This window comes from Robertmurraya massiliosenegalensis JC6 (genome assembly GCF_000311725.1).
Taxonomy (GTDB): Bacteria; Bacillota; Bacilli; order Bacillales; family Cytobacillaceae; genus Robertmurraya; species Robertmurraya massiliosenegalensis.
Genome location: NZ_HE978513.1, coordinates 612529 through 636145, shown reverse-complemented (window position 1 = coordinate 636145; position 23617 = coordinate 612529). Strand labels below are relative to the sequence as shown.

Annotated in this window: 19 protein-coding genes and 1 other annotated feature (1 of these 20 cut by a window edge); of the genes, 15 read left to right on the top strand and 4 right to left on the bottom strand. The window is 38.8% G+C overall.

Annotated features, from left to right (window positions below; translation table 11 throughout):
• Window positions 1-41: 41 nt before the first annotated feature.
• From BMSHG_RS12975 to murC, 7 genes are all read left to right on the top strand, one after another.
• The gene (locus BMSHG_RS12975) at window positions 42-560 is read left to right on the top strand and encodes a DUF84 family protein (RefSeq protein ID WP_019154893.1); all 519 of its coding nucleotides are present in this window, start codon (window positions 42-44) and stop codon (window positions 558-560) included.
• A 40-nt stretch (window positions 561-600) separates the two neighbouring features.
• Window positions 601-1110, top strand: a complete 510-nt coding sequence (locus BMSHG_RS12970) for a hypothetical protein (protein WP_019154892.1) — start codon at window positions 601-603, stop codon at window positions 1108-1110.
• Between the two features lie 183 nt (window positions 1111-1293).
• The gene (locus BMSHG_RS12965) at window positions 1294-2319 is read left to right on the top strand and encodes a PTS transporter subunit IIC (protein ID WP_019154891.1); all 1026 of its coding nucleotides are present in this window, start codon (window positions 1294-1296) and stop codon (window positions 2317-2319) included.
• The gene (locus BMSHG_RS12960) at window positions 2316-2645 is read left to right on the top strand and encodes a thioredoxin family protein (RefSeq protein ID WP_019154890.1); all 330 of its coding nucleotides are present in this window, start codon (window positions 2316-2318) and stop codon (window positions 2643-2645) included. The genes BMSHG_RS12965 and BMSHG_RS12960 overlap by 4 nt, the downstream gene beginning before the upstream one ends.
• A gap of 107 nt (window positions 2646-2752) precedes the next feature.
• A complete protein-coding gene (locus tag BMSHG_RS12955; protein ID WP_026073446.1) occupies window positions 2753-3547 on the top strand; it encodes a DUF1444 domain-containing protein in 795 nt (264 codons plus the stop codon).
• A 506-nt stretch (window positions 3548-4053) separates the two neighbouring features.
• Window positions 4054-6240: a DNA translocase FtsK gene (locus tag BMSHG_RS26180; RefSeq protein WP_019154888.1), complete on the top strand. Its 2187-nt coding sequence runs from the start codon at window positions 4054-4056 to the stop codon at window positions 6238-6240.
• A gap of 462 nt (window positions 6241-6702) precedes the next feature.
• A complete protein-coding gene (gene murC / locus BMSHG_RS12945) occupies window positions 6703-8001 on the top strand; it encodes a UDP-N-acetylmuramate--L-alanine ligase (protein ID WP_019154887.1) in 1299 nt (432 codons plus the stop codon).
• A 55-nt stretch (window positions 8002-8056) separates the two neighbouring features.
• Here the strand turns inward: murC and BMSHG_RS12940 are convergent, their stop codons facing one another.
• Window positions 8057-9172, bottom strand: coding sequence for an aminopeptidase (locus tag BMSHG_RS12940; protein ID WP_019154886.1), 1116 nt, complete (start codon window positions 9170-9172; stop codon window positions 8057-8059).
• Between the two features lie 224 nt (window positions 9173-9396).
• Between BMSHG_RS12940 and BMSHG_RS12935 the strand changes: the two genes are divergently transcribed.
• The 3 genes from BMSHG_RS12935 to ytxJ are packed head-to-tail and all read left to right on the top strand — an operon-like array spanning window position 9397 to window position 10675.
• Entirely contained in the window at window positions 9397-9864 is a 468-nt protein-coding gene (locus BMSHG_RS12935; protein WP_019154885.1) for a DUF948 domain-containing protein, read from the top strand.
• Between the two features lie 21 nt (window positions 9865-9885).
• The gene (locus BMSHG_RS12930) at window positions 9886-10329 is read left to right on the top strand and encodes a YtxH domain-containing protein (protein WP_019154884.1); all 444 of its coding nucleotides are present in this window, start codon (window positions 9886-9888) and stop codon (window positions 10327-10329) included.
• 22 nt (window positions 10330-10351) lie between these two features.
• Complete coding sequence (gene ytxJ / locus BMSHG_RS12925; protein ID WP_019154883.1) at window positions 10352-10675, top strand: bacillithiol system redox-active protein YtxJ; 324 nt, start codon at window positions 10352-10354, stop codon at window positions 10673-10675.
• A gap of 544 nt (window positions 10676-11219) precedes the next feature.
• Here the strand turns inward: ytxJ and BMSHG_RS12915 are convergent.
• Window positions 11220-13382: a cell division protein FtsA gene (locus BMSHG_RS12915; RefSeq protein WP_019154881.1), complete on the bottom strand. Its 2163-nt coding sequence runs from the start codon at window positions 13380-13382 to the stop codon at window positions 11220-11222.
• A gap of 239 nt (window positions 13383-13621) precedes the next feature.
• On the opposite strand from BMSHG_RS12915, the gene BMSHG_RS12910 reads away from it, so the two are divergent.
• Entirely contained in the window at window positions 13622-14698 is a 1077-nt protein-coding gene (locus tag BMSHG_RS12910; protein WP_019154880.1) for a bifunctional 3-deoxy-7-phosphoheptulonate synthase/chorismate mutase, read from the top strand.
• A gap of 248 nt (window positions 14699-14946) precedes the next feature.
• Window positions 14947-15945 carry a catabolite control protein A gene (gene ccpA / locus BMSHG_RS12905; RefSeq protein WP_019154879.1) on the top strand — a complete coding sequence of 333 codons (999 nt, stop codon included), beginning with the start codon at window positions 14947-14949 and terminating at the stop codon, window positions 15943-15945.
• A gap of 61 nt (window positions 15946-16006) precedes the next feature.
• On the opposite strand, the gene acsA is transcribed toward ccpA, so the two are convergent.
• The gene (acsA, locus tag BMSHG_RS12900) at window positions 16007-17725 is read right to left on the bottom strand and encodes an acetate--CoA ligase (RefSeq protein WP_019154878.1); all 1719 of its coding nucleotides are present in this window, start codon (window positions 17723-17725) and stop codon (window positions 16007-16009) included.
• 232 nt (window positions 17726-17957) lie between these two features.
• Between acsA and BMSHG_RS12895 the strand changes: the two genes are divergently transcribed.
• From BMSHG_RS12895 to BMSHG_RS12885, 3 genes are read left to right on the top strand one after another with little or no spacing between them, the layout of a single operon-like run.
• Window positions 17958-18590, top strand: a complete 633-nt coding sequence (locus tag BMSHG_RS12895) for a GNAT family N-acetyltransferase (protein ID WP_019154877.1) — start codon at window positions 17958-17960, stop codon at window positions 18588-18590.
• Between the two features lie 42 nt (window positions 18591-18632).
• Window positions 18633-19280 (top strand): acetoin utilization AcuB family protein, encoded by a 648-nt coding sequence (locus tag BMSHG_RS12890; RefSeq protein ID WP_019154876.1) that lies wholly within the window; start codon window positions 18633-18635, stop codon window positions 19278-19280.
• Entirely contained in the window at window positions 19277-20443 is a 1167-nt protein-coding gene (locus BMSHG_RS12885) for an acetoin utilization protein AcuC (RefSeq protein ID WP_019154875.1), read from the top strand. Before BMSHG_RS12890 ends, BMSHG_RS12885 begins: the two co-directional genes overlap by 4 nt.
• Before the next feature lie 37 nt (window positions 20444-20480).
• Here BMSHG_RS12885 and BMSHG_RS26175 read toward each other — a convergent pair whose 3' ends face one another.
• Window positions 20481-23393 carry a transglycosylase domain-containing protein gene (locus tag BMSHG_RS26175; protein WP_034658780.1) on the bottom strand — a complete coding sequence of 971 codons (2913 nt, stop codon included), beginning with the start codon at window positions 23391-23393 and terminating at the stop codon, window positions 20481-20483.
• Window positions 23394-23526: 133 nt separating this feature from the next.
• Window positions 23527-23617: a binding site (T-box leader), on the top strand (it continues 141 nt past the right edge of the window).

Sequence of the window (23617 nt, the reverse complement as noted above, 5' to 3'; positions counted from 1 at the left end):
CATGAAAAAAGAGTTATTTTTTGAAAGAAGGAAGAGCAGTAATGAAAGTAGTCATCGGTACGAAGAACCCAGCGAAAATAAAGGCGGTACAAGCTGCTTTTGAAGGATATGATGTCCACTTTGAAACACGAAATACAGCCTCTGGGGTCAATGAACAACCACTTTCCGATGAGGAGACGATCAAAGGAGCAGTGAATCGTTCTATAGCAGCCCTTAAAGAGGGAAAAGGGGATATAGGCATAGGTCTTGAGGGCGGTGTTCAAGAGCATGGAGGAGAGCTGTTTCTTTGCAATTGGGGAGCTTTAACGATACAGGGAAAAACGCCTTTTGTAGCAGGTGGGGCACGAATCCCACTACCGAAGGAAATCGCCGATCGCTTAAGAGCTGGTGAGGAGTTGGGGCCAGTCATGGATCAGTACACTCAAAAAGAAAACATTCGTAAGCATGAAGGAGCTATAGGGATCTTTTCGAACGGAAGAGTTAATCGAGCGGAGATGTTTTCTCATGTAATGAAGCTGTTGATTGGTCAATACGAGTTCTATAGGAAGAATAATAAATAAATTGTTTTTGGTTAGTGCTTTTATGCAAGGAGGAAAAGGTATGAGAAATCACGATAAAGCAATTCTGCTTTTTGTGATGGTCACCATATGGCTTACGGGCTGCTCTGCATCATTTGAAGAAGAACAAGCTGATGCGACTGGAGCGGTCGAAGAAGCCTTTAAAGAAGCGCCTAAAGAAAGTAACCATGAAAATGAGGATATCCAATATTACTTACCATTTGGATTCGAGGTTGAGGAAGAAACGGCCAATAATATTATATTAAAGAATGGGGCAAAAACCTATATTCTATTCTATAATCTCCAAGAAGACATGAATAGTGAAGTTGTTTTAAACGCTACTCTACAACAAAAGGAATTTGATGTTGATCAGCGTTTAACTGAAGGCGACAAATTAGGCTATTTCCTGATTGAAAAAACAAGTGAAAAAGATAATGAAGTAATCGTAGGGATTGGTGGAGTAAAGCTTACAAGTGAAGTGAAAACAAAAAACTTATCATCTGAAGCAGAAACGATGATGCGCATTGCCAACTCCGTCCAGTTTAATCTCTAATTATAAGCCATGACATAAGTTCAGCCATTAAGCTGAACATGTCATGGCTTTTTTCGTTAAATGTAGATAATCCAACTTGAGATAAGGAATATTAAAAAAGTAGTTCCCTTTTCTGTTAGCTAAAGATAAAATAGATATCATTACAAGTGTAAAGACACCTGTTTGAATGAGAGGGGAAAAAGAATGAGAGATTTTATACATAGAAAAGGAGTCAGTTTATCTCCGAAAGTATACTTTATTGATGCATTAAGTAGTATGGCGCTTGGTTTATTTTCATCTTTAATTATTGGGTTAATTATTCAAACAATCGGAAACCAGTTCCATATTGATTATTTGACTGAAATGGGGACATTGGCTATGGGTCTTATGGGTCCAGCCATTGGGGTAGCAGTGGCCTACGGGTTAGGTGCTCCACCACTCGTTATTTTTGCTGCAATTGTTAGTGGAGCGGCAGCTGCAGCATTTGACGGCGGTCCAGCTGGGAGCTTTGTAGCAGCCCTTATTTCAACGGAAATCGGGAAGTTGGTAAGCAAAGAAACGAAAATTGATATTATCGTTACACCATTAACAACCATTTACGCTGGCTATACGACTGCTTATTTTATTGGACCTGCAGTGGGGTCTCTCATGAAAGGATTAGGAAATCTTATTATGTGGGGGACTGAACAAAGACCTATTATTATGGGAGTTGTTGTCGCTGTTCTAATGGGACTTGCCCTTACAGCCCCTATTTCGAGTGCTGCAATCGCCTTAATGCTTGATTTAAATGGGATAGCAGCAGGAGCAGCTACAATTGGGTGTGCGGCGCAGATGGTTGGCTTTGCTGTTAGCAGCTATCGGGAGAATAAATGGAGTGGTTTAGTTGCTATAGGAATCGGGACATCGATGTTGCTTGTACCGAATATTATCAAAAACCCAAGAATATTAATCCCACCAACCATTGCTGGAGCTTTGTTAGCCCCCATTGGAACGACCCTTTTCATTTTGCATAACAATGCTGCAGGAGCAGGAATGGGAACAAGTGGATTTGTCGGTCCGATCATGACGTTTACAACGATGGGCTTTGGAGGAGATGTGATTTTCAAGGTCATCTTGTTGCATATTATTGGACCTGCTATCATTAGCTTGTTACTATCAGAATATATGAGAAAAAAAGGTTGGATAAAAGCAGGTGATCTGCTTATTCAAACAGAAGGAGCAAAAAAATGAAAAAGCTAGAAAGCATGGAGCAATTTGAACAATTACGTAATGAAGGAAAACATATTTTTATGTTCTCAGCGGATTGGTGTCCGGATTGTCGTTTTATTGACCCATTCTTACCAGAACTTGAAGAAAAATACAAAGACTACACATTCATCTATGTAGACCGTGATCAGTTTATCGATTTATGTGCTCAAGTGGATGTTTTTGGTATTCCAAGTTTTATCGCCTATGGAGATGGAAAAGAACTGGGTCGTTTTGTTAGCAAAGATCGAAAAACACAAGAACAAATTGAACAATTTATTGAAGGACTAGCAAAAGAAATATTGATTTGATTGTACGAGCATGGAGCCTCCGTCTTTGAGATGGGGGCTTTTTTATTGTAAAATAGATGAGATTGGGATTGAGAAGACTCCATCTTGAGGAGGAAATGAAGTTGAAAATGGATAGCGTGAAGATGAAAAGAGAGTTAGAAAAAAGACTACAAAGTCCTGAACGGACGTTTACTTACGACAAAAAGAATGACCAACTAAGGATTGAAAATAAAGAAACAGGAAAAGGAATTACGATTTCATTACCGGGAATTGTCGGAAAGTGGGAAGAACAAAAGGAAAAGGCCATAGATGCGGTTGTTTATTATGTTGAACAAGGGCTTTTAGCGATGGTCGAACCACTCACGTTGGAAGGGCATGAAAAAAGAATATATCCGGTCATCCGCTCTACCTCTTTTCCAACTGTATCAGAAGATGAGGTGGAACTTTTACACGATGAGCATACAGCAGAAACAAGAATCTATTATGCTCTAGACTTGGAAAAGACATATCGATTAATTGATCAGAAGCTGATGGAAAAAGAAGGTTGGGAGAAAAAGCGGATTAAAGAGATCGCATTGTTCAATGTACGCTCTTTACGTACCGATTTAAAAAAAGATGAAGTAGCAGGTAATATTTTCTATTTTTTAAATAAAAACGATGGGTATGATGCTAGTCGTATCTTAAATGAATCATTTTTGAAAGAAATGGAACAGCAAATAACAGGAACGATGGCAGTTGCAGTGCCTCATCAAGATGTGCTAATTATCGCTGATATTCGCAATGATACAGGCTATGATATTTTAGCACAGATGACAATGAGCTTTTTTGCAAGTGGTAGAGTTCCCGTTACAGCTCTTTCCTTCCTGTACGAAAATGGGGAATTAGAACCGATTTTTATACTAGGAAAAAACAAGAAAAAATAACAATTAGTGGAAGGGTCAGACCGATTTCAGGTGGCCCTTTTATCTTTTTTGAAAACTTGCACGCAAAGGGTTTTCGCTTGCATAATAAGTAAAAGTACTTGGCAAAAAAATAAAAAAATAAAACAGGTATTTAGAACCGTTCCTTCAGATTTGTCTCGATATTTTTATTTTTATTGCTAAAATAAACATAAGAGTTATACTAAGATGTTGATATTTTCATATTGAAGAAATCTTCCAAACGATTTTTAAGATTAGGATTAGAAAGAGTGATTGATTTTGAGTTGGTTTAAGAGATTGTTACATTATTTTAAAAGTGAGGAAGATGAATACATAGATGAGCTACCTCAAAATAAGAATGAGGGAAATCGAGATGTGGACGCTAAGGTGATTTATCAATACCCTAAAGGCCAATTTCGTTTTCCTTTAATTCCAGATGAGGAGCTTAAGAAAAAAAGAAAAAAAGCAATGAGGAGAGGAAAGAGAACCGAAAGCATTCAAATGAAACCATGTCTTCGAGAAGGGAAACGAGGCGAAATACACCAGCCGTACAGGAAGCTCGTGCTAGAACAAGTCATACTCCGGTACAAAAAAAGCCAAGTCCGTCTTCTCGACCATTTCGTCCGACAGAAATTCCTTCTCCTATTTATGGATTTGATAAACATCCGAAACGGACCGCACCAGTTGAATTTGAATTGGACACTTTTTCTTCTCATCTAGAGGTTGACCCTCAGCGATTAGCGTCAGAACGAGAAGAAAAAAATACGGCGCGAGTTGAAGAAACACCTCTTATGACACCTACTAAGAGAACAATGGCAGAGGAGTTATTGGAACCACAGGAGGAAAAGTATGTTGAAGTGGCCCCTATACAAGAAGCAGATAAGGTTCTAGAGGTCGAAGACGAATTATATATCGAGGAAGAAACGAGCTTACAACAGCAAGAACTTGTCCAGCAGTTCGCCAATCGAGAGTTAGAGTATCAATTCGATGTCGAAGAAGAAATCATAGAGGCGGAAGCAGAAGATGTGTTTGCGGATCATATTGAGCAAGAAGAAGTGATCCAAGAAGAGCTAATCGACCAACCAGAGTCCGAAAGAGTGACCGAAGCTTCTGAATCAAATAGGAGATCCCATCTTCCCTTTAATGTTCTTATGCTAAAGGAAGATAAAAGAAAGCTTGCAGAACGTTCAACGGCAAGGAATGAGATTACTCGCTCAACAGAAGAGGCTGCCGTTACTGTTGAGAAAGCAATAGCTGACGACGAAGAGACGAGTGAGGAAGAATACTATGTTCATCCTTCCTATGACCTTTTGAAGCCACCTGTTTTTAAAAGTGTTGATCGTGAATGGTTAGCATTGCAAGAAGAGCAACTGAATGAAACGCTTTTCCATTTTAACGTAAGAGCAAGTGTTGCAAACGTGACACAAGGGCCATCGGTTACAAGATTTGAGGTGCATCCAGAGCCTGGAGTAAAGGTGAATAAAATTACGAATCTTGCTGATGATATTAAGCTAAGCTTGGCAGCGAAGGATATACGGATGGAAGCGCCGATTCCAGGGACGCATATGATTGGAGTGGAAGTCCCGAACGAATCGAGTCGACCTGTGTTTATTAGTGAGATTATCGGAAGCGATGAATTTGCTGCTTCTACATCTCCCTTAACAGCCGTTCTTGGACTTGATATTTCTGGAAAGCCGATCGTCACCGATTTAAGAAAAATGCCTCATGGGTTGATTGCGGGAGCAACTGGTTCAGGAAAAAGTGTTTGCATTAATTCCATTCTTGTTAGTCTTCTCTATAAGGCGAACCCAAATGAAGTGAAATTGCTATTGATAGACCCAAAAATGGTTGAGCTGGCACCGTATAATCAAATCCCACATCTTGTTAGTCCGGTTATTACAGATGTGAAAGCGGCGACGGCGGCACTAAAATGGGCGGTTGAAGAAATGGAAAGACGGTATGAACTCTTTGCCCATGCAGGGGTTCGAGATATTACTCGTTATAATGATATCTGTGAGCAACAAAAGAACTATTCGGTGAAACTCCCTTATATCGTGATTATTATTGATGAGCTTGCTGATTTAATGATGATGTCGCCAGCCGATGTTGAGGAAGCGATTTGTCGGATTGCCCAAAAAGCGCGCGCTTGTGGAATTCATCTAATTATTGCCACGCAGCGACCATCGGTTGATGTTATTACCGGGCTCATAAAAGCCAATGTGCCAACAAGAATTGCTTTTTCTGTTTCTTCTCAAATTGATTCTAGAACGATCATCGATATTAGCGGGGCAGAAAGATTACTTGGGCGTGGTGACATGTTGTTCTTAGAAAATGGCTCTTCAAAACCGGTGCGACTGCAAGGAACTTACGTATCTGATGAAGAAATTGATGCCATTGTCGCTCATGTAAGAAGAGAGCAAAGTCCACAATATTTGTTTGAGCAAGAGGAGTTATTGAAAAAAGCAGTCGTGACGGAAGAAGAGGATGAATTATTTTACGAGGCGTGTGAGTTCATTGTAGAACAAGGTGGAGCCTCTACTTCCAGTCTTCAGCGTAAATTTAAGATTGGTTATAATCGTGCGGCAAGACTTATTGATATGATGGAGGAACAAGGCTTGATTTCTGAGGCGAGAGGAAGTAAGCCTAGAGATGTATTAATTACTGAATCAGAGCTTGAATCGATGCAAGATGAATGAATTTGAAGGATAGGCTCTTTTCTTATAAGGAATCGAACATCAATATGTTTGAGAAGAGAGCCTTTGTTTTATAATAAAGTAAGAAGAGCATGTCTGTTACATGGGATTCGATTTCCCTTTTTACGCCATAGTTTTTATGAACGATTGGTGCTATAATATTTTAACATGAGCTTGTTTTGTATACATATGAGAAAATCGATTGTTAATGTGGATTTTTTTTCGTACATCCTATAATGAGCAAAATTTAATCATAGTCATATACTGATTTACAGAATGGCTCTTTTAGAAAATAACGCGATCAGGAAAATTTCAATACGATTTAACGAAGAACTAGTTAATAAAATGAGAGGTTCGTTTATCATTTTAAAGTGAATTCCTGAGTATATATTAATGGCAACTTAGTAAATGCTGTTTTGAAACGAAAAGCAGCGTTACAGGTAGAAGATGGTTGGAGGTTCTTATATGACAATTTACCACTTTGTAGGTATAAAAGGATCAGGAATGAGTGCTCTCGCACAAATTCTCCATGATATGAATTACGAGGTACAAGGTTCAGATTATGAAAAGCGATTTTTCACGCAAAAGGCACTTGAAGAAGCGGGAATTAAAATTCTCCCCTTTCAAAAGGAAAATATTGAGCCTGGTATGACAGTTATTGCGGGAAATGCCTTTCCTGATACACATGAGGAAATTGTTAGAGCGATGGAATTAGGATTACCCGTGATTCGTTATCATCGTTTCTTAGGGCAATTTATGCAAAACTTTACGAGCGTAGGCATTACAGGTGCTCATGGAAAAACATCGACTACTGGATTGCTTGCTCATGTTATGGGCGGAGCAAAACCAACATCATACTTAATTGGTGATGGAACAGGGAAAGGAAATAAGGATGCGGAATTTTTCGTATTCGAGGCTTGTGAATATCGCCGACACTTCTTATCCTATTTTCCTGACTATTGCATCATGACAAATATTGATTTTGATCATCCTGATTATTTCGCCAATATTGAGGATGTTTTTTCTGCGTTCCAAGAAATGGCGGTACAAGTTAAAAAAGGGATCATTGCTTGTGGTGATGATGAGCAACTACAAAAAATTCAAGCAAAGGTACCTGTTCTTTTCTATGGCTTTGGCGAAGAAAATGATTTCCAGGCTAGGAATGTAGAAACAACAAGTGAAGGTACTACTTTTGATGTATTTATTCGCAACACTTTTTATGATACGTTCTCGATTCCAACTTTTGGTGATCACAATATATTGAACGCTCTTGCAGTTATTGCATTATGTCACTACGAGGAAATAGATGCGGAAATTGTGAAAGAGCAATTACTTACGTTTAAAGGTGTAAAGCGCCGTTTTACAGAAAAAACGATTGGTTCGCAAATCCTTATTGATGATTATGCCCATCACCCAACTGAAATTCGGGCAACGATCCATTCAGCAAGACAAAAATATCCTGATCGAAAAATCATCGCAGTTTTCCAGCCACATACATTTACTCGAACACAAACGTTCTTAAATGAATTTGCAGAGAGCTTAAATCTCGCTGATAAATCGTTCTTATGTGAAATATTCGGCTCTGCTCGGGAAAATCATGGTCAACTTTCGATTGAAGATTTAAGAGATCTTATCCCAAATGCTGAAATTATTAATGAAGATGAAACGAATGTTTTAAAGGAATATGAAAATAGTGTCATCATCTTTATGGGGGCTGGCGATATTCAAAAATTCCAGAGCGCCTATGAAAAAAGCTTAGAGTAATCAAAAAAAGCTGATTTAGTGAGGAGTAATGATCCTTCTAAATCAGCTTTTTATTTTATTTTAGATTTTCAGGGTTTAATGATTCTAGTTCTGGGATGACAAAACGACCGTCTTTACGAATCAGGATGTCATCGAAATACATTTCTCCCCCGCCGTATTCAGCTCTTTGAATGTTAACCATATCCCAATGTATATTGGAATGATTGCCGTTAAAGGCATCGTCATAACATTGTCCAGGTGTAAAGTGGAAGCTTCCATCTATTTTTTCATCAAATAAAATATCTTGCATTGGATGGGAGATATATGGGTTTACTCCAATCGCAAATTCTCCGACATAGCGAGCGCCTTCATCTGTATCAAAAATTTGATTAATTCGCTTTGTATCATTGGATTCTGCCTCTACAATTTTTCCATCCTTAAACGTGAGCTTGACGTTTTCAAATGTAGTGCCTTGATATGGAGATGGTGTATTATACGTAATCACACCATTTACAGAATCACGTACAGGTGCAGTATACACTTCTCCATCTGGAATATTCATTTGTCCAGAACATTTGATGGCTGGGATGTCCTTAATCGAGAAAGATAAATCAGTACCAGGTCCAGTGATACGAACTTTATCGGTTTTGTTCATGAGCTCGACTAAGTTGTCCATTGCTTTATCCATTTTTCCATAATCTAAGTTACAAACATTAAAGTAGAAATCCTCAAAGCCTTCTGTACTCATTTTTGCTAGTTGGGCCATCGAGGAAGTTGGATAGCGAAGGACCACCCATCTTGTTTTTGGAACACGAATGTCGCGGTGGACCTTTTTACCAATTGTAGAACCATGGATCTTCATTTTGTCATCTGGTACATCAGCATGTTCGTTAATGTTATCACCAGAGCGTAATCCTATGTATGCATCCATTTTGCTCATAACATTTGCTTCAAAATCTGCAATCATATTAAATTGCTCTTCATTTGCTCCAAGAAGTAGCGCACGGTCTACGATGTGATCTTTTAAGGATACAAATGGGTAGCCGCCTGCTTTGTATGCTTCATCGACAAGTGCCGTAACAAGCTCCCGCTGAAGGCCGAAGTTTTCGATCAGTACTTTTTCCCCTTTTTGTAATTTTACAGAGTAATTAATTAGATTTTTTGCCAGTGTTTCAATTCGTGGATCTTTCACGTTTTATCCCCCCGTTGAATAATCGACTTCTTGTTTGATTTAATGTTCTAAATCAGATCTATTTTACCCCTTTTTCGCTGTTTTGTTTTAAAATTTTGCTATTTCCTCAATAAATCGCATCCATCAAACCTGAAACAAGTGCACTTTTATGTTAAGATTTTCTTATAGAGGGAAATGCTAGAGTATAATAGAAGACAGATGGATGTTAGTGGAGGTGCTCATTTTTGGAAATAATTCTTTATTTAAGTGCAGCAGTGGCTGCAATTGCTTTTTTAATTTTAGTCCTGTTTATTGGAAGGACGTTGAAATCACTGCAAGTAACGCTTGATAGCGTTTCAAAAACATTGATTGGTCTCGAGCAGCAGCTAGAAGGTGTAACAAGGGAAACAACAGAATTATTATCGAAAACAAATGTACTCGCTGAAGATTTACAGAAAAAATCGGAGAGTCTCAACGGAGTAGTAGAAGCAGTTAAGGATGTTGGAGGTTCTTTAAAGAAACTAGGTGGAACCTTACAAAACGTTACATCATCCGTTGACAAGCAGGTTGAGCAAAATAAAGATAAAGTTTCACAAGTGGTGCAATGGAGTCAAGTTCTTCTCGAATTAAAAGAGAAATGGGCAGCGAAGAAATCTCAGACTAAAGTCATTTCCGAGAAGAAAATGGAAAGAGTAAGAGAAAGGGATAACTAATCTTAAGGAGGTTTTTTTAAGATGCCAAATAATGAGAATCAGCAACGGGAAAAAACGGAAAGTGGTGTAAATACGAAAGATTTCTTGATTGGGGCGTTCATCGGAGGCATTGTTGGTGCCGCAACAGCTTTATTTCTAACACCAAAATCTGGCAAGGATATACGAAATAATTTATCAGAACAGGCTCATTCTATCAAAATTAAAACCGATCACCTTCGTGAGGCCGCTGTTATGAAAAGCTCCGAACTAGCAGAAGTAGCGAAAGAGAAGACAAATACAATTGGACAAGCAGTCTCTAAACAGTCGAATCAAATTCTTAACAAGGTGAAAGCATTAAAACCAGCTGGTGAATTAAGTGAAGGTGAAAACAAAGGAGCTCCAACGAGTGAGCAATCTGATATTCAAAGAAAGTTAGAAGAAACAAAACGAGCATTTGATGAAACAGAACATCAGCTGAATCACTAAGTGAATGTTGGAGGAAAGATGAATGGAAAAATTGGAGTCAATTGAACAATTTGAAATAACGTTAAAGGAGAATCCACGATTTTTCTTTTTAAAGCATTCTTTAACCTGCCCGATTAGTCAAGCGGCATTTGAAGAATATGAAAGCTTTGCAAAGCAACATGAAGAGTTGAATTTTTATTATTTAGCTGTACAAGAAGCTCGTCCCTTATCGAACCATATAGCCGAAACGTTCCAGGTAAAACATGAGTCACCACAAGCGCTGCTATTTAATCAAGAATCAGTTGCTTGGCATGCATCTCACTGGAAGATCACAGAGGACACCTTGGCGAAAGCAGTAGAAGAATGATCCATAAAATAGAGGCTGGGTCAAAAAGTCGGTGGTAACGACTTTTTGATTGCAGTTTGGAATGTATAAATTCCCTCGACTTGTGGATAATGTATCCGTATAAACAGTTGGCATATCGGTATGAAAAAATAACAGGAAAAATTCCGCTTAATGAGCAAGCATCATGAAAAAGAGCCGAAATAACAGGAAAATTTCCTGCTATCCCCTCAAAAAATGCCAAAATAAACGATTTTGTCCTCCATAAGCGGAAAATCTTCCGTTATTTCCCCTAAAAGGGACTCCAACGAGAAGATAACAGGAAAAATTCCGCTTAATGGTGAGAAATGGTTGGAGAAAAATAGGGTCTTCTAGTCGAAATTTAGACAAAGCGGAAATCAATTGGATTCTTTAAGGCTAATTTGAGTTTCCCTCGATTTTTTTGTACGAGGAAAATCGAAGGTCTTGCGTTAATGGCAAAATTAATAGACAAAAATAGAGAAAGGTGAATTCGAGTACCCTCAGGATTCACCTTTCTCATGATTTGAAGCCTCTTTATAGGGATAAATTAATCCTTTTTCACGGTCTTTGGCCAGACGATTTCAAGGTGATCACCAGGTTCAATATCTTCAAAGAAAGTGGTTTCTTCATTGTTTTTAAGTAATTGAAAACTTCCGCTTGCTTTAGATGGCATCTCGATCTCGACAAAATTAAAGAGATCTTGAAAGATGAATGGTTGCAATGGCTTTTGATTAGTCGTAATGTCATCGCCATCTTCAATAACGTCTTTTTCCTTAAGGATATGCCCATTTTTCTTGAACTCAGTAACTATTTTGGTAACTTGAATTTCTTTTCCATTAAAATAAACAGGAATAGATTGAGAGAGCATTAATTGCTTTTTGTCAGCAAGTTCTTTAATCGTTACTGATTTTTTTTGTTCAATCGTAATGTTGTCGAGATCTTCTATCCCATTGCTAAGCCTAGCTTCTAAACCATTTTTATACAGTTTCCCTGAAAAAGATGGGATAATCGTCTCTTTTTGATTCAATGTAATCCGAAACGGCTTCAGTTGTTCAAAATAATGTTCTACCTGCAAGGCGATGAAGGCTTCCTCAATGGTTTCAGGCATTTTGCACTCGATATTATCTCGGTCTTCAATCACAACTTCAGGGCTGACGATGTGGCCATTACGGGTAATTGTTGGTTGTATTTCATAATTCTTCCCATTAATCGTAATGGCTTTTGTCGGGAGTTCATCAAGTAATTCGTGTATTCCCAATACCGTTTTTTCACCATCATGCCCTCGCTCAAGGGTTAAAATATCCCCGTTTTGGACCTCATCATCAAATGAGCAGGCATTTCCATTCATAAATAATTTTGGTGGATGTCCATGTTGCCCAGGGATTGTAATTTGCTGACCATTCAATGTAATGATCATCGCTAATCCCGGTCTTCCATAAAGTTTATTCATTTTAATACCAGCGGCAAGAAGACAATCACCGACGGTTAATTTTTTCACTTCGAACAACCGCACTGGCTGTTCATTTACATATACGGTTACGTAATGAACCGGTGTTTTCTGTGCCGCAATCGCAATACCAATTGGCGTTACTAGTTCAGGACCTCTTGCAATGCTGTCGTCAAGCGTTAAAGACGTAATAGCATCGATTCCACGAATCGCAACACGATTGCCAGGTAAGTTTAATCGTTCGGCAATTCTCCGTGGTAAATCAGGGGTTAAGCTCCCACCACCGACAAGCATAACGGCTTTAGGGGATTTGTGACCATTTAATTGATAGATTTCATCACAAATGGATGCGGCAAGTCGATCGATGGCTGGACCTACTTGGGCGATCATTTCTTCTTTAGAAATTTCGGCTTCAAAACCTAAAATATCTGTAATCGTAACACTTTCTTTTGCGTTAATTTCTCGTTTCGCTAATTCTGCTAATGGAAAGTCTAACAAAAATTGATCACTAATCGCTTCCGTAATTTCATCTCCGGCAACGGGGACCATCCCATAGGCAATGACTGTACCTGAATCGGTTAGGGCGATATCAGAGGTTCCTGCTCCAATATCAACGAGAGCGACGTTTAATCTTCTCATGCTCGGCGGAATGAGCACATTAATCGCTGCAATTGGTTCAAGCGTCAATGCTTCCATTTCAAGTCCTGCACGATGAAGGGCGGAAATTAAGGATTCCACAACTACCTTCGGTAAAAAGGTGGCAATGATTTCGACAGACGCTTCGTCCCCTTGCTGATCAATCAAGCTTCCAATTTCCTCTCCATCTAATCGATAGTAGAGGACGGAATAACCGACACAATAATAATAATGACTAGATTCTTCTTCATGTCTTTCGGCAACAAGACTTTGCGCTTTTTGAACCGTGCTTAGCTCAAGGTGAAGAATATCTTCTTTCTGAATCATCGGTTTTCCCTTAATATCAATGGCTACTTTCGCCCGTTCTGTTTTCAAGGCTCTACCAGCTGCAGCAACACTAACCCTTTTTAATGGTCCATGTTTTGGTTCTAGCTTCTCTTTAATTTCTGTTATGATTTTTGATACCGACAAGACGTCATGAATTTGGCCATCTAACATGGCGCGTTCCGAATGTTCAATGGAGAGCATATCAATGACATGATAGGTTCCTTGATGCTCTTCTAAAATGATTCCGACAACGGAACGGGTACCGATATCTAAGGCAAACAATTTCTTTTTATCTGACAAAATGATACACCTTCTTTAACTATTAATCATACGATTAATCATATACTTTCAAAATACTTTAACACTTAAAAGCGTTTAATTATTAAAGAAAAGTACGTGACATTAACAATAAATTCATATATAATAACTCTAATTATACAGAAATGTATCTTTTTTAAACAGATCATGAACGAATATTCCTTTTATATCTGTGAATAGATTATGAAGGGCAAAAAAGTTTTCGAAAGGACGGGAAAAAAATGAGCAATATGAAACTGGAAGAATTACGAAATCGTGTTGACGAACTAAATGTGCAACTACTGAATTTAATCAATGAAAGAGCTCGACTTGTTCAAGAAATCGGACGTGTTAAAGAAACTCAAGGTGTTAATCGTTATGATCCGGTTCGTGAACGTAAAATGCTAGATTCTATACTTGAGAAGAATGACGGTCCTTTTGAAAAATCTACCCTACAGCATCTATTTAAAGAGATTTTTAAAGCTGGACTAGAATTACAAGAGGATGATCACCGTAAAGCTTTACTTGTTTCACGTAAAAAGCATCCGGAAAATACAATTGTTGAAGTGAAAGGAGCACAAATTGGTGCTGGTGCACAGCAATTGGTTTTTGGACCTTGTGCAGTTGAGTCTTATGAGCAAGTCGCAACAGTTGCGGCAGCCGTAAAGGCAAAAGGATTAAAGCTGTTGCGCGGGGGTGCTTACAAGCCAAGAACTTCGCCGTATGACTTCCAAGGTTTAGGTGTGGAAGGGTTGAAAATTTTAAAACGAGTGGCTGATGAATACGATTTAGGAGTCATTAGTGAAATTGTCAATCCAGCAGATATTGAAATGGCAGCGCAGTATATTGATGTCATTCAAATTGGTGCCCGTAATATGCAAAACTTTGAGTTATTGAAAGCAGCAGGCGCGGTCAACAAGCCAGTATTATTAAAACGTGGATTAGCTGCAACGATTGAAGAATTCATTAATGCGGCTGAATATATTATGGCACAAGGAAATGGACAAATTATTCTTTGTGAGCGTGGAATTCGCACTTACGAGAGAGCGACAAGAAATACATTAGATATTTCAGCAGTTCCGATCTTGAAGCAGGAAACGCATTTACCAGTACTTGTCGATGTGACTCATTCTACAGGTAGAAGAGATCTTCTCCTTCCAACAGCGAAGGCAGCATTAGCGATTGGAGCGGACGGTGTGATGGCTGAGGTTCATCCAGATCCTGCGGTTGCTCTATCTGATTCAGCACAACAAATGGATCTGAAGCAATTCGATGACTTCATGGAGCAACTAGTTGCTTCATCACTTGTGCGCGTGTAATAATGTAAACTAAGAAACAGTCTTCTGCTTCGTGCAGAAGGCTGTTTTTTGAGTACAAATAACTTACTATTTATCGTGAAATATGATATTGTGACATCAATTTTCGACTTTTTTGTAAAAAAATTAGTCTTGACATTGCGAGAGATAGCGGAGTGAAGTATTATTAAGTACATAATTACACACTAAAGCGTGTTAATATGGGTTAAAATAATAATAAATAATCGTTTTAGAATAAGGAGTCGATTGTAATGAATATTACCATATACGATGTGGCCAGAGAAGCCAACGTATCGATGGCTACAGTTTCACGGGTAGTGAACGGAAATCCAAATGTAAAGCCAGCAACAAGAAAAAAAGTATTAGAAGTAATAAGTCGTTTAGGCTACAGACCAAATGCAGTTGCAAGAGGTCTTGCGAGTAAGAAAACGACGACAGTAGGTGTTGTCATTCCTGACATCTCAAGTACCTTTTTCGCTGAACTTGCGCGAGGAATTGAAGATATCGCTACAATGTATAAGTATAATATCATTTTGAGTAATTCGGATCAGAACAAGGATAAAGAGCTTCACTTATTAAATACGATGCTTGGAAAACAAGTAGATGGAATCGTCTTTATGGGTGGAAACATCACTCAGGAGCATGTAGAGGAATTTGAAAAATCCCCAGTGCCAATCGTTTTAGCTGGTTCAATTGAAGAATCGGAACAAGTGCCATCTGTTAATATTGATTATGAGCAAGCTACATATGATGCGATATCTTCCTTTATTGAAAAAGGTCATAAGAAAATTGCTTTCGTCATTGGACCATTTCATGAGCCAATTAATGACAAGAAGAAGTTGTCAGGCTACAAGCGTGCTTTACAAGAGGCAGGTATTGAGTATAGTGAAGAGTTAGTGGTAGAAGGTGATTATACGTACGATTCAGGAATTGAAGCGTTCGAAAAGCTAATGGAGCTTGAAAACAAGCCAACTGCCATCTTTGTAGGTTCAGATGAAATGGCGTTAGGAGTTGTCCACGGAGCTGAAGATCAAGGGTATAAAATCCCTGATGATTTTGAAGTGATTTCATCCGATAATACAAGACTAGCTTTGATGGTACGTCCACAGCTTACGACCGTTGTTCAACCGTTATATGATATTGGTGCAGTAGCGATGCGTCTATTAACAAAACTTATGAACAAAGAAACTGTATCTGAACAAACCGTTATTCTCCCACATCGCATTGAGCAACGTAGTTCTACTAAATAATATGTGAAAGAAAGAACAAAAACACGAGGAAGTCCTGATCATGGACTTCCTCGTTTTATATTTAGTCTTCCATTGTCGATAAGTCACCAGTTGGAAGGTCTAATTCCCATGCTTTTAATACTCTACGCATAATTTTTCCGCTTCGAGTTTTTGGTAGTTTGTCGCGGAATTCGATTTCACGTGGAGCTGCATGTGCAGCAAGCCCTTTTTTCACAAATTGACGAATTTCTTCCTTCAAATCATCGCTCACATCGTAACCATCCCGAAGAGCGATAAAGGCTTTAATAATTTCACCACGAACGGGGTCTGGCTTCCCAATTACGCCCGCTTCAGCGACAGCGGGGTGCTCGACAAGCTTACTTTCGACCTCAAATGGACCTACACGCTCACCAGAAGTCATAATCACATCATCGACACGACCTTGGAACCAGAAATATCCGTCCTCATCCATATAGGCAGAGTCACCAGAAACATACCAATCACCTGGCATGAAATAGGACTCATATTTAGCCTCATTATTCCAGATCGTTTTCATCATGGATGGCCAGCCTTTTTTAATAGCTAAATTGCCCATGCGATTTGGTGGAAGTTCATTTCCTTGGTTATCAACGATCGCCGCTTTAACACCTGGAATCGGTTTACCCATAGAACCTGGACGAATTTCCATACATGGATAGTTGGAGATCAACTGTGCACCAGTTTCTGTCATCCACCAGTTATCGTGAATGCGGCGGTTAAACACTTTCATACCCCAACGAACAACTTCTGGATTGAGTGGTTCTCCAACACTAAGAACATGTCGTAAATGACTTAGATCATAATTCTTAATGATTTCATCTCCAGCGCCCATCAACATCCGGAAGGCAGTAGGAGCACTATACCAAACAGTGACCCCGTATTCTTCAAGCATTTTGTACCATGTATTCGGATCAAATCTTCCGCCAACGATGAGATTGGAAGTTCCAGTCAACCATGGTCCAAAAATTCCGTACGAAGTCCCAGTTACCCAGCCAGGATCAGCCGTACACCAGTAAACATCGTCGTCCTTTAGATCCAGTACCCATTTAGCCGTTTGATAGTGTTGTAGCATCGCATTATGGACATGTAAAACCCCTTTAGGCTTTCCTGTTGAACCAGAAGTATAGTGAAGAATTAATCCGTCTGTTCTTTCCACCCATTCGATCTCAAGTTTAGTGCTAGCTTCTTGAAGTCGTTTATGGAAATCAACATATTTATCATCCTCGGTGATTTCGTTACCGACAAGGAAAATATGTTTTAAAGCTGGTAATTCATCAACAGGAACACGCTCAAGCAGTTCTGGTGTTGTGACAAGTACTTTGGCTTCACTATCTTCCAGTCGGTCGCGAACAGCACCTTCCATAAATGCTTCAAATAGAGGTCCAACGATCGCCCCTAGCTTGATCGCTCCAAGTACGGTAAAGTAAAGCTCAGGAGAACGAGGCATGAAAATAAAGACCCGATCCCCTTTTTCAACATCCCCATATGTCTTTAGCATATTTCCTGCTTTATTCGTGAGATCTTTCATTTCCTTAAAGGTATACTTTTCATTTCGATTTGCATCACGATAATACAAGGCAACTTTATTTTTTCGATAAGAATGAGCATGTTTATCGATCGCTTCATAAGCCATATTGACAAGTCCAGTTTCTGACCAGGAAAATTGTTTTTCAACTTCCTTCCAATCGAAACTTGCATATGTGCCTCGATAATCTTCTAAGTTATATTCTCCCTTAATAACTGGTAGCGTTTCCAATTTCATTTAAAAAGTATCCCCCTTTTTGATATAGTTACTACTTATTATATTACAAAGGATTCTTTTTCACAATTTTAAAAATATTCTTTTTGGAAAAATAAAAAATCGTAGTGGAAAAACAATTAAATACTGAAAATTTTGTGAAAGCGCTTAAATCTACTTTTATTCATGTATAATAGTAGTAATTATCTAGAAAAAACGATTCTCAACAGGATGATTAAAATTAGGTGGTGGAGCCGTGGAACATAAGAAAACATACAATGCAAAAGAATTAAAGACACCTCATGGAGAATTAATTATTGAAGGGCCGATTTCTCCAGAAGCGTTATCAGAGTTTGAGTTTCATGCAGATTTAGTTGCATTTCGACCTGCTCCTCAGCAGCATAAAGCCCTGATTGGGATTGCAGGATTACCAGAGGGCAGAATTATCGTTGCCAGACATAAGCAAATGATTGTTGGATATGTAACATATTTATATCCTGATCCACTAGAAAGATGGTCAGAAGGAAAAATGGAAAATTTAATAGAATTAGGAGCTATTGAAGTAATCCCTCAGTTCCGTGGATGTCAGGTTGGCAAAAATTTATTAATCGTTTCGATGATGGATGATGCCATGGAGGACTATATTACGATCACGACGGAATATTATTGGCATTGGGATTTAAAGGGTACAGGATTAAATGTATGGGAATACCGTAAAGTGATGGAGAAAATGATGAATGCAGGTGGGTTAGAATGGTTCGCAACAGATGACCCGGAAATCAGTTCACATCCAGCTAATTGTTTAATGGTAAAAATCGGAAAAAGAGTTGATACAGAATCGATTCAAAAATTTGACCAACTCCGTTTTATGAATCGATTTATGTATTAGAACGTCATGACGATTGAATAGTGCGTTTTAGGAGGTTTAATGATGATTGTTGAAGAGATCATGATTTCAGATGTATGTACATTAGAGAAAGAGAATACGATTGAAGAAGCGATTCAATTGATGAAAGAGAAAAGGATAAAGCATATTCCCATCATTGATCGAAAAAGGCACTTAATCGGCATTGTTACTGATCGAGACATCAAAGAGGCGATTCCATCTATTTTTTTCTTTGAAGAAAATAAAGAAATTTTACAAAAACCGCTTGAAGCAATTATGGTATCAGACGTTATCACTGGTCATCCATTAGATTTTGTCGAAGAGGTGGCAGCGATATTCTATGAAAGTAAAATTGGTTGTCTCCCGATTATAAAGGATAAAAGATTAGTAGGCATTATTACACAAACAGATCTCTTGCATACATTAGTAGAGTTGACAGGAGCACATCAGCCAGGGTCACAAATTGAAATTCGGGTTCGCAACAAAATGGGAATGCTGTTTCGTCTCTTTTCTGACATTCAAAATTGTAAAGTCAATATATTAAGTGTGCTCGTCTATCCTGATAAAAGAGATGATGACTTTAAAATTATCGTATTGAGGATCCAAACGATGAATCCATTGCGCTTAATTGAGGAACTTGAGAAATCTGGACATGAGGTGCTATGGCCAAATCTTCCGGGGATGGAAGCATGATGCAGGATTCTATTTTTATTTTTTCTGAAGAGCAATTAAACTATAAATTTAATCAAGAGCATCCTTTTAATCAAATAAGATTAAAGCTTACATTGGATTTGCTAAAAGAAATAAATGCTATTTCTACGAAGGAGATTGTTGCTCCTCGGCTTGCCACAGATGAGGAGCTGGAGCTTATCCATGACCCGAATTATGTAATCGCTGTCAAGAAGGCAGGAAAAGGGGAACTTTCTGAAGAGATAGCGGAAAGCTATGGTTTAGGTACAGAAGATACGCCGATATTCTCTGGTATGCATGAGGCAAGTGCGTTGCTCGTTGGTGGAACGCTAACCGCTGTTGACTATGTAATGGGCGGAAAAGCGAAGCATGCTGTAAATTTAGGTGGAGGGCTTCATCACGGATTTAGAGGAAAGGCATCAGGTTTCTGTATTTATAATGACAGCTCAGTGGCGATCAAATACATCCAAGAAAAATACGGGGCACGAGTCTTATATATAGATACAGATGCACATCATGGTGACGGAGTTCAATGGGCTTTTTATGAGGATCCTAATGTGTGTACTTTTTCGATTCATGAAACAGGTAGATATCTTTTTCCAGGAACAGGAAATGTGAATGAGCGTGGTCAAGGGAAAGGATACGGCTACTCTTTTAATGTTCCCGTTGATGCGTTCACAGAGGATGATTCTTGGTTAGACGCTTATACAACATCGGTTAGGGAAATAGCTGATTTTTTTAAACCAGATGTTATTTTGACGCAAAATGGAGCAGACGCTCATTATTTAGATCCGTTAACCCATTTATCTGCTACGATGCGAATATATCGAGAGATCCCAAAGCTTGCTCATGAAATTGCCCACCAGTATTGTGATGGGAAATGGATTGCTGTAGGTGGTGGAGGCTATGATATTTGGCGAGTTGTTCCGAGGGCATGGAGTTTGATTTGGATGGAAATGAAGAAGAATCCAAATAGCAATGGCGAGCTTCCAAAAGAATGGATTAAACGGTGGCAAGAAGAAGCTCCTGTTTCTCTTCCAACAGAATGGGATGATCCGAAAGGGATGTATCGGCCAATTCCAAGGAAAGAAGAAATCACTGAAAAAAATGCCCAAACAGTCGCAAATGCACTATATCCAATCCGGAATCGGAAAAGAAGTCAGTGAAAAGAGGACTGATTTTTTAAAATCAGTCCTCTTTCTATTAAGCCCCATTACCTTCGTTATTTTCAGGTTCTTTATCTGTATTGCCATTATTTTGATTTCCATCACCTGGCGGATTTGCAGGTGGATTTTCCGGTTTCGCTGGTTCTTCTGGTTTACTTGGCTTTTCAGGCTTTTTCTCTTCCTCTACTGGGTCGGTCACAACTGGTGTCTCCTCTGGACCGATTCGAATCTCGTCAGAAGGAGCTGACTCTTGCCCTGCAATATCTACTGCAGTGACATAATACAAGCCGTTGTCTCCTTTATAGGAAAGTTCTTCCCCAGCTTTAATGGAAGCTACCTTTTTCCCATCCTTATAAACACGGTAACCAACAATATCGTTTTCAGGATGCTTGCCCCATGTGACGGCAGTGCCTGAAACTTTTGCTGTTAGTTTCCCTGGTGCTTTCCCATTGTCTTCCATTTTATCATCTGGGAGTAGAATATTAGCCCAGCGCTCTTTATTTTTTGGTATGAGTTGTTGCATATTAACGCTTATGCCAAAGATTTTCTCAATGTAGTCTGGGTTTAAGATTAGACCTGATTCTGCAAATTCTTCAGGTGTAGAGTCTAGAGCTAAATACTTCTTATCCCCAATTTGCACATATTTACCCTCAACCAAGCTATCATCTACTTTGCTTGGAACATATTTTGCATTAAATAAATCTGTTTCAACTAGTCCAGCCTTTGTACAGGCGTCAGAAGGGAGTAAGCCAGAAATCGCACAGAAAGAACGTCTGACAATTCCGCCTGGCATTTTAACCGTTTCAGATGGATCAACTAATTCAGGAGCTACATCATAAGCCGCATTCATTAGTTTCGCCCATAAATAAATATTCCGATTTGAATAGGACAGACCTTTATAGGTAACTTGTAATGGCTTCGGTGTATCATAGCCAATCCATGTACCAAATGAAACATTCGGATTGGTTGCGACAAACCAAGCATCTTTGTATTCTTGTCCTGTTCCAGTCTTTCCAGCCCAATCAGAGCTGAATTTTAAGCGGCTGTTCAAGGAAGCTGCTGTTCCTGAACGAATAACATCACGCATCATGTCATAGATTAAATACGCTGTTTGCGGACTAAATACTTCGACTGGTTCAACTTCATGCTGATAAATCGTATTCCCATCTTTATCGACAATTTTTTCAATCATATAGCCGTCAATAAATTGACCATTGTTAGCAAATGTACCAAAGGCATTGACATTCTCTTCAACAGTGACTCCATTTGTTAAGCCACCGATGGCAGTAGAACGGTTTGTATAATCAGCTTCTACAAGAGATGTGAAGCCCATTTTAGTTAAGTATTCAGCAGGGCGCTTTCCTAAAATATCAATATACGCTTTTACTGCAGGGACATTGTAGGACCTTGCTAATGCATATCGAGCCGTAACTAGTCCGCTATAGCCACCACCATAGTTACTAGGCCATGGACTACTTGATGCAGGATTTAATTTTAATGGAAGGTCAGGTAAAATGGTACCTGGTGCTAAGCTACCAAGTTCAATGGCTGGTGCATACACAAGCAATGGCTTCATCGTCGAACCATTCGAACGTTTTGCACTTGTAGCATGATTCAATTGCTGCTGATTAAAGTCTCTTCCACCAACAAAACTAATAATTTTCCCTGTTTTGTTTTCGATAAGTGAGGCACCTATCTCTACAGGTTTATTAACGGTAACTTCTTCACCCGTTTCCGGATCGGTTTCGACGACTTGAATATCACTTCCGTAGTACTCAAATTCATTTTTAACCTTTTGCATCGCATCATATATATCTTTGTTAATAGTAGAGTGAATCTCATAGCCATTTTGACGCAAATCTCGATCAGCGAGAGTTAAATATTCATTTTTTAATTCGTCATCTTTTTGTAAATCCTCTTCTGTATACCCATCTTTTTCAGCAAGGAGAACGGACAATACATCGACAGCTCTTTTTTCAAGTTCAAAAGTCAAATAAGGATATTCTTCCTGTGGACTTGTTGTAGGAGCAATAAAATCTTGCGTGATATCATAGTTAATGGCTTCATCAAATTGTTCTTTTGTTATCGAACCGTTATCATACATTCTCTGCAATACGGTTTTCATACGCGTGATACCAGGTTCGAGATTGTTTTTGATTTCCCCTTTATTCGTAAATGGGGTATAACCAAATGGGCTTTGAGGAAGTCCAGCTATAAAGGCAGCTTGTGGAAGCGAGAGTTCTTTCGCTGTAACCCCAAAAACACCCTTTGCTGCTGCTTGAACTCCTCCGATATTTCGACCAGATGAGTTTCTCCCAAAGGTTGAAACATTTAAATACGCTTCTAAAATTTCCTCTTTATCAAAGAATTTTTCTAATCTTAAAGCGAGCAAAATTTCTTTCGCTTTACGTTCAAAAGAAACTTCATTTGTAAGAATTTGATTTTTGATTAATTGTTGAGTTAACGTACTCCCACCTGTTTGCATGGAAGAGTTGGTTACCTCTTGAAATATGGCACGCATGATCGCTTTTGGAACGACCCCTTCATGCTCATAAAAGTATTCATCCTCTGTAGCAACAACCGCTTTAATTAAAAAATCCGATACGTCTTTTAGTTTGACTTCCTCGCGCTCTAAGTCGGTTCGAAGCTTCCCTAAATAAACATTATCCGCGAAGTATAAATTCGAAGTTTCTTCGTAGCTGTAAATATCTTTTTTCATACTATCGTAGGAACGGAGCGGTTCATCTTTAACCATGGATGCAAAGTATCCGGCACCAACACCGCCTGCAAATGCACCACCAAGTATGGTTATGACAAGAAAAATAAGGACTAAATTCCATACTACTTGGTACGTAATGCTTGCTCCTTTTTTAGTTCTTTTATTAGAAAAAAAATCTTGGCAAGACTGAAGTATCTGTTTCCAGTTAAGTTTCTCTTTCAATCGAATCATTCCCCCTAAAATCACATACATTATAGCATAAAGAGAGGTACAAGTATTGCAGATAACGATAATTTTCTAATATTTCCTAATTTCTGGTTGACAAGTACAACCTTTTTATGTTAAAAATTGCTTAACTCAATATGAATAAGCGAAGATGGGAAACCATTTTAAGTAGTGCTTCTATCTCTGTTACAGAAAGCTGACGGCCGCTGTGAGTCAGTACATGTAGAGTG

Bases quoted from the DNA above. Each gene is read 5' to 3' on its own strand.
- BMSHG_RS12975 (WP_019154893.1), top strand. From the start codon at position 42: ATGAAAGTAGTCATCGGTACGAAGAACCCAGCGAAAATAAAGGCGGTA.
- BMSHG_RS12970 (WP_019154892.1), top strand. From the start codon at position 601: ATGAGAAATCACGATAAAGCAATTCTGCTTTTTGTGATGGTCACCATA.
- BMSHG_RS12965 (WP_019154891.1), top strand. From the start codon at position 1,294: ATGAGAGATTTTATACATAGAAAAGGAGTCAGTTTATCTCCGAAAGTA.
- BMSHG_RS12960 (WP_019154890.1), top strand. From the start codon at position 2,316: ATGAAAAAGCTAGAAAGCATGGAGCAATTTGAACAATTACGTAATGAA.
- BMSHG_RS12955 (WP_026073446.1), top strand. From the start codon at position 2,753: ATGGATAGCGTGAAGATGAAAAGAGAGTTAGAAAAAAGACTACAAAGT.
- BMSHG_RS26180 (WP_019154888.1), top strand. From the start codon at position 4,054: ATGTCTTCGAGAAGGGAAACGAGGCGAAATACACCAGCCGTACAGGAA.
- murC (WP_019154887.1), top strand. From the start codon at position 6,703: ATGACAATTTACCACTTTGTAGGTATAAAAGGATCAGGAATGAGTGCT.
- BMSHG_RS12930 (WP_019154884.1), top strand. From the start codon at position 9,886: ATGCCAAATAATGAGAATCAGCAACGGGAAAAAACGGAAAGTGGTGTA.
- ytxJ (WP_019154883.1), top strand. From the start codon at position 10,352: ATGGAAAAATTGGAGTCAATTGAACAATTTGAAATAACGTTAAAGGAG.
- BMSHG_RS12910 (WP_019154880.1), top strand. From the start codon at position 13,622: ATGAGCAATATGAAACTGGAAGAATTACGAAATCGTGTTGACGAACTA.
- ccpA (WP_019154879.1), top strand. From the start codon at position 14,947: ATGAATATTACCATATACGATGTGGCCAGAGAAGCCAACGTATCGATG.
- acsA (WP_019154878.1), bottom strand. From the start codon at position 17,725: ATGAAATTGGAAACGCTACCAGTTATTAAGGGAGAATATAACTTAGAA.
- BMSHG_RS12890 (WP_019154876.1), top strand. From the start codon at position 18,633: ATGATTGTTGAAGAGATCATGATTTCAGATGTATGTACATTAGAGAAA.
- BMSHG_RS12885 (WP_019154875.1), top strand. From the start codon at position 19,277: ATGATGCAGGATTCTATTTTTATTTTTTCTGAAGAGCAATTAAACTAT.
- BMSHG_RS26175 (WP_034658780.1), bottom strand. From the start codon at position 23,393: ATGATTCGATTGAAAGAGAAACTTAACTGGAAACAGATACTTCAGTCT.